The organism is Chitinophaga sp. 30R24 (assembly GCF_049056765.1).
In the GTDB taxonomy this organism is placed as follows: domain Bacteria; phylum Bacteroidota; class Bacteroidia; order Chitinophagales; family Chitinophagaceae; genus Chitinophaga.
On sequence record NZ_JBJGXX010000027.1, the window covers coordinates 1 to 6452 of the forward strand.

A 6452-nucleotide genomic window follows, 5' to 3' on the forward strand; every position below is an offset into this window, starting at 1 on the left:
CAGAGTCACAATGAGCGGGTAGCTCGGCAAATTTTTTAGTGGATAAAATATTCATAGATTTACAGCTGATTCGTTGGGCCCAAAATTAGCTGTCTGTCAGATTAAATATTGACTATTACAATTAATTTACTACAATAAGAACTAACTATTTCCAGACCTATCCTGTGAGAATGTAACCTCTCTTGGCTCAACCACTCCGAATATTTTTGTAATATTAACATCTGTATATACTAAAACTGAATCGTTGCCAATTTCAATCGAATGTGACAATATGTTCATGGCTGAAGATGCCTCATATGTCTGCATAAGTTGTTCAAATCCTCTAATAGAGATCCCCATAGATCTATTACTTTTTAACCGAATCCCAAATACATCCAAAAAATATTCTCGATCCATTTTTATACATCTATATTCCAAACCTTCAACTTTCTCGAAAAAGTGAAGCAATAGGTCTTTATATTCAGATATTAAGACTAGATCAATCAGTTTTTTAAGTTCGTCTTTCTTCATTATCCTGGTTTTTTTGTATCGGGCTTATTGGATATACGGGGCGCTGAGGGGACGCTGTTTTGATATAAGGGAACACCGATTAATTGCTTGCATTTTTCTATAGCTTCATGCTTGTTGCAGCTATCCTTGTACATAACAAAATCGATTACATCTAACGCCTTGCCATGTGTTTTACAGTTGGAACTAAAACAATAACAGGTATGTGTTTTATAGTACACCTGCAGGCTCGGCGTTTTATCATCATGGAACGGGCAATGTAACCGCAGGTGCTTATCGGGTTTTAAGCCGTAATGCTGCAATACAGACGATAACGTAAGCTGCTGCTTGATCTCCTGTATATTCATTGCGCCAGCTTTTTCAACGTCTGCTTCATTTCCTGCAACGCTGATTTATACTCATGCGCCACCTGCTCTGTTCCTTCCAGTGGTTCTATGATCAACAGTCTGTCACGGGTGGTAATCTTTACCATATCCCCAACCCTAAAACCCAACTCCTCCAGCCACACACCGCTGATATTGAGCCATGGCACTACTGTATGATTGCCTGATTGATCCCGGTGTTTAGGTTGAAGTTTGATTTGTCTGTTATTACTGATCAACATAAAAAATATTTTTTGTCAAACTTATTTGGCAATATATAAATATCTCTTTTCATTTTAACAACAAACATTTATTTCTTTTGCCAAATTACTTTGTCTATTTTTGCCATAAAGTCAATAAAACCATTGTCTTTAGGCAACTATGTTGAACATCGGAGAACGCATAACGCAACTTAGAAAACAACAAAACCTCTCCCAGGACGAGCTGGCGAAGAAGGCCGAAGTTTCACGTACCATCATTGGTAACTATGAGCGCAATGCAAACACCCCTTCTATTGAGGTGCTGCTAAAACTCGCAAAAGTGTTTAATGTAACGGTGGATTACCTGATTGGAGAAGGACAGTTATCCGCTTTCGATAAGGATTTACTAAAACGGATTGAGGACATTGAAAAACTTGATGCAGAAACTAAACAGCACCTCTTTTTCCTCATTGATAATGTGATCCAGAACTATAAAACCAAAAAGGCTTTTGATAAATGATAAAACCCGGTCGCTGACCGGGTTTTATCATTATTTTATATCACCACCTTTCTTAATTACTGTGGCACCCAATTAATCGAACTTAAATCAGGCAAAGTCAACCCTTCATTTAATTCATCAAGTGCTTTTTTAGCTAATGCCCTAACTTTATTCCATTCCGAGCCTTCCTTAAAAGATATTAAATTCATCGAAGCTCCATCTTGCTCTGTTAAAGTTATCCAATTATTTAACCTAACGATTGCTGCAATAGCCCGCATAGACATATAATTGCTTTCAATAAGAACAGGCAACAATAAAAAACTTTCATAAAAAGTATTTAATACTTCATCTTGTACATCTACAAAATTCGGAAGTAATAACTTCTGTTCATCATAAGAACAAGCTAATAATTTTAAGCTTTCTATCAATGATTTATACTCATTTATATGCTCCATACTTGTTTTATTTTACAATTCAATCCTAGTAACACCACCCCCATTCTTAGTACCTGATATTTTCCAATAAGGACTACCTCCAAAATGCCGTTCCGTTCCTGGATGATATTGAATATATCGATGGGTATAATCTGTTCCTGCACTATTAAACTCTCTAACGGTCAATCCCTTACCAATGTTTTTACCTTTCCCTAAAGCTCCTACTTTCCACCCTTGAGTACTTTCCGCTATAGCTCTAACTTCTTGTTCCGTCATATTCTTTAAAACATTGGGATTAGCAAATATGCTTTCCAGACTAGATGCCTTCTGTGTATTAATCGTGGCACCAGTAAGTCCGAGATAAGCACCCAAGCCACTTTGAACTGAAATTGGCATTAATCCTTCCATCACCTCCATGCTTGAGGCCTTAGACATCCAATCTGCTGCATTTGCATTCCGCCCTTTCATATAACTTCCAAATGCTTTATCCGCATACATCACCTTACCAATAGCTTCCCAATCATAATTTTTCCTGGAAAAAGTTATTAACCCATCAAAATAAAGGTCTTTCCCCCAAGTCATACCTACTGCACTTTCCCGGTCCTCAGGATGCAATAAAGTACTGGTCGTCGTCATCGTTGAGCCTCCTTTGCTATCAATTACAGTACTAGTAAAGTTATACATAAAGACATCAGCACCTGGAGCAGCTTTATGCTCTACATTAAAAACCGATGTTCCTGTTGGTCGTCGTCCTCCTCCAGGATCAAAGGTTGTTACCCTTCTATTGAAATTAATACTATCCAACCCAAGAGGATCGGCATAAAAAATAGGATTACTTCCAAAAGCCTCATAGGGGCTATGTTTATAAATCTCATCAGGATTCCATCTCCTTCCTATCCTCGGATCATACTCCCAGAACTCAGCTGTATTATGATTTCCTTCTCCTGCTATTTCATCACTTTTCTCCTGCCCATTAAACCCATATCTATACCTACCTCCCACACTCGTATAAACATCCCCTCCGACCGACTCTATAGAACCATTCAACACAAAATTATCTATCCGGAAAGTTCCCTGGTTACCTGTCCGGTTACTTAAGATAAGCTCAATAGTTACTTTTCCTTCCAATCCTATCACTGGGCTGGCTACAGGCAAGGTACCGGTTGACCTCATCACATGCGACCCGCCTGATACATCCACGTAAATAGTATCTGCACCTGAGGCAGGTGAAGGACTTACCGGGATACCGTTAATCGTCATGCTCCAGTTCTGGTAACCTGTATAACTGCTACGGTTATAAAAACTGAATGAGTTTACGTTCATCCGGTAGCCCGGATCTACATCAAAGGTGAGGGTGAGCGTACTCGTTTCCGGAGCAGAAGACGATAAAGCCAGGGCATGGCCCCCATTGCTGACACCCGCATAAGTAACCCAGGCAGTATCCCCGGTACGATCGTTCGTCCAGCTACTGTTGCTGATATAAGCATGGGTAACAGGCAAGCCGGTATAAGGTTTACTATAAGGGGCTGCTTCAAAATCATGCAGGTACAGCGCTACTGGCTGCGAAGGACTGCCTACAACCGGTGCCGGAGGAGTTGGCGATGAAGTAGTATCATCCCTCAGGTTAAACTGGCGACCGGGTAGCTGCATGCCAAACGGCGCATAGTCGTTTTCGTTATACACCGTTGCATCCTTACCCTGACGCGCATCTGAGATCGTGGCCACAACATTACCCAGGTGGTTGCTTAACTCATAACGCGTAAGGTTAAACTGACCCCATAAACTACTGGCATTACCTACTGTACCACCACTAACCACCATATTGGGTAGCCACATACCTAGCCGGGTACTGCCATACAGGTGTTGCTCACGCCAGTAAACACTTACTCCATTGATACTACCATATACCGCCAGCGGATTGCCATGAGGATCTCTTACATACCACGTCTTGGTACTTACTCCTCCATGAAAATATTCCTTATAAACCCGGTTACCGAAGCCATCATATTTATATGACAAAGAACTTCCATCACTAAACGTAATCTGACGGATCTTACCATAAACAGACCATACAATGTTGCTGATATGGGCCGACTTATCGCTCAGCAAATTACCAAGATCATCATAAAGATAATTGTCATCTGCCATATTATCAACATCTGATTGATAAACATCCGGGGCTACTGCATCCCGTATATGCCGTAACCGGTTCAACGACAGGTTACCCACATCATCACGTGGATAGGCATAACTCAAATCATCCATGGCAAGACTCGTATCCCTGGCGCCATTACGCTTGTAGGTCAGGATGTTACCATTGCCATCATAGGTAATATCTTCTTTGTGATCTTCTACGATCTGTGAGCTACCCCAACTGCCCATACCCGTAGTTAGTTGATGCTGGCGCATACGAACCAACCTATTCAGCTGATCATAACGGTAGCTGTAACCAACAGGATGGCCATGATTGATTTTATCCAATGCAAGGGTGGTATGGCTGATGTTACCATTGTAAAGGGGCTGGCCAGTCTGATCAGTACTATTACCTACATACTTTACCCCAAAAGCAGCAGCACTGCCAGCTATCGGACGGTAGTCTCCATTAAAATAATCCAATGAATAAGCCATCACATCACGCGAGATGGTACAGGTAAGCCCATCTTCTCCGCCATCCTGGCCAATTTCTGATGTAGGAAGGAGCTGAACACCATTAATCCCTTTTAACCAACCTTGAAGCGTATAGGCGTAATCGATACCCTGCACCCCTTGCTGACCAATTACAGTACGCGCTAATGGGCCATGAAGATAATAGCCATAATGCGCATCCCTCTTAGGGCTTTGTAGCGTCCAGCCATCTCCCGCATGCGCGATTCCGGAACTGGCGTCTACCAAACGGTTTTCTGCATCATACTTGTAATTGTAAAGGAACTGGTCGGGCTTATTTCGCTGGTAACGTACCGCATTTACCTTACCACTTACCAGGTCGTAACTATAATCCAGCTGTTTTAACTCATAAAGGCCATATACACGTTGCCACAACGTTTTTACATTACCCGTTGGATCATAACTATAGTAGGTGCCTTGTTCCTCTGTACCTGCTGTCTCTGAATAAACAGAGGCAGAAACCCGCTTGCGGAGGTTATCCTGGGGATATTGAGCAGCGCTCAATACCGGTTGGTCATAGTACGTTTTGGTGATCTCACTGTTAACACCACTGGTCTGAAACTGGGCAGCTACAGCGCTGGCCAGGTAAGCAGGCATTCCTAAGTCTAAACCATTTTTCTTCTCTCCTACCTCCACTATCCTACCTAACACATCATATTTAGTATAGCTATACTGACCCTTGCCTTTTAACTGGTTGGCATTGCGGGAAGCTACAACCCGGCCTACCTGATCGTACCAGAAATAACTATCCCCTCCATCTGGTGTAGACTGGCGCACTACCTGACCCAGTGAGTTATAGGCATATGCCGTGGTTAATCGATGACGGGGATAAACAGGCACCGTCTGCACTTCTACCGTACTACTGCCATCAGGCATTGTAGTGGCACTACCGGCAACGGGCGTATTAAATCTGCCCCAAACCAGGGTATCCCTTAACAATCCTGCACTGTATGCAGGCGATAAACCCATGCACAGCTCCTGCGCATTAGCCGCTATCTCCCCGGCCGACAACAAGCGTTTATACACCCGTAGCTGCCGCAGTGAGGACAAGTCTGTCGTAAATGTAGCATCGCTACCTGGCACCGTGGCTATCTCCCAGCCACAAGCCGGAAATGGCGGGGTAGATACTGCCGCAAAAGCACGCCCGTTGATATATACGCTGATAGGGCCGCCATTGCCCGAAAGATCCGGACCCTGCAACACAATATGCGTAAAGGGAGGCAGCGGTAAAACAGGGCTCAGATCAACCGTCACCTCATTAGAAGAAACGATTTCTACTTCCCTTTGGGAAGAATAAGTAAGTTTATAAATGGAAACATGCAGGTACTTATCATCCCGGCACAGGTAAAAGTACACCTGGTTATTGCCCCCTGGCGTAATCACCGACGAGGTGCTTCCACTGGTAGACAGCCACATCTCAATGGACTGGTTAGCCGTAGTAACCCCGGTGGCCAGAGCAGACAAGGCACGGGCTGGATCTGTGTTGTTTAAAGGGCCGCTGTAGTTACAGCTATTATAATCGGCAGACCGGGACGCGATGATCAGGTCCAGCTGATGCGGGTCTGTTATAACATCCACCCCTTCAGGTGGTACCGTACGCAACAAGTGGCCGGCCTGGTCATAATAATAAAGGGTATAATGATAATTTTGCTGCGTAGTGTATAACTCCCCCTTGGCCTTTACCCCGCCACATACGCCGATATATTGCTTGCGGAAGTCTCTTCTTACAGAATCAATATAAGCGCTGTACAACCTGTTGGCGCCTTCAATAGCGCCATCTACCAGG

6 protein-coding genes are annotated in these 6452 nt (G+C 43.4%); 1 reads left to right on the forward strand and 5 read right to left on the reverse strand.

Translation table 11 applies throughout. The features are described from left to right. Positions 1–141: 141 nt before the first annotated feature. Genes ACDQ55_RS21435 through ACDQ55_RS21445 form a run of 3 tightly spaced genes read right to left on the reverse strand, consistent with a single transcriptional unit; the run spans position 142 to position 1111 of the window. Positions 142–510 carry a hypothetical protein gene (locus tag ACDQ55_RS21435; protein WP_420983690.1) on the reverse strand — a complete coding sequence of 123 codons (369 nt, stop codon included), beginning with the start codon at positions 508–510 and terminating at the stop codon, positions 142–144. Beyond that, positions 510–854: a CHC2 zinc finger domain-containing protein gene (locus ACDQ55_RS21440; RefSeq protein WP_420983691.1), complete on the reverse strand. Its 345-nt coding sequence runs from the start codon at positions 852–854 to the stop codon at positions 510–512. Before ACDQ55_RS21440 ends, ACDQ55_RS21435 begins: the two co-directional genes overlap by 1 nt. Continuing rightward, the gene (locus ACDQ55_RS21445; protein WP_420983692.1) at positions 851–1111 is read right to left on the reverse strand and encodes a SymE family type I addiction module toxin; all 261 of its coding nucleotides are present in this window, start codon (positions 1109–1111) and stop codon (positions 851–853) included. Before ACDQ55_RS21445 ends, ACDQ55_RS21440 begins: the two co-directional genes overlap by 4 nt. Before the next feature lie 139 nt (positions 1112–1250). Here ACDQ55_RS21445 and ACDQ55_RS21450 point away from each other — a divergent pair, with 139 nt between their 5' ends. Further along, positions 1251–1589: a helix-turn-helix domain-containing protein gene (locus tag ACDQ55_RS21450; RefSeq protein WP_420983693.1), complete on the forward strand. Its 339-nt coding sequence runs from the start codon at positions 1251–1253 to the stop codon at positions 1587–1589. A 56-nt stretch (positions 1590–1645) separates the two neighbouring features. On the opposite strand, the gene ACDQ55_RS21455 is transcribed toward ACDQ55_RS21450, so the two are convergent. Together ACDQ55_RS21455 and ACDQ55_RS21460 are read right to left on the reverse strand one after the other, a co-directional pair. Continuing rightward, positions 1646–2023 (reverse strand): hypothetical protein, encoded by a 378-nt coding sequence (locus ACDQ55_RS21455; RefSeq protein WP_420983694.1) that lies wholly within the window; start codon positions 2021–2023, stop codon positions 1646–1648. A 12-nt stretch (positions 2024–2035) separates the two neighbouring features. Next, positions 2036–6452 (reverse strand): hypothetical protein (locus ACDQ55_RS21460; protein ID WP_420983695.1); only part of this gene is annotated, 4417 nt, incomplete at its 5' end.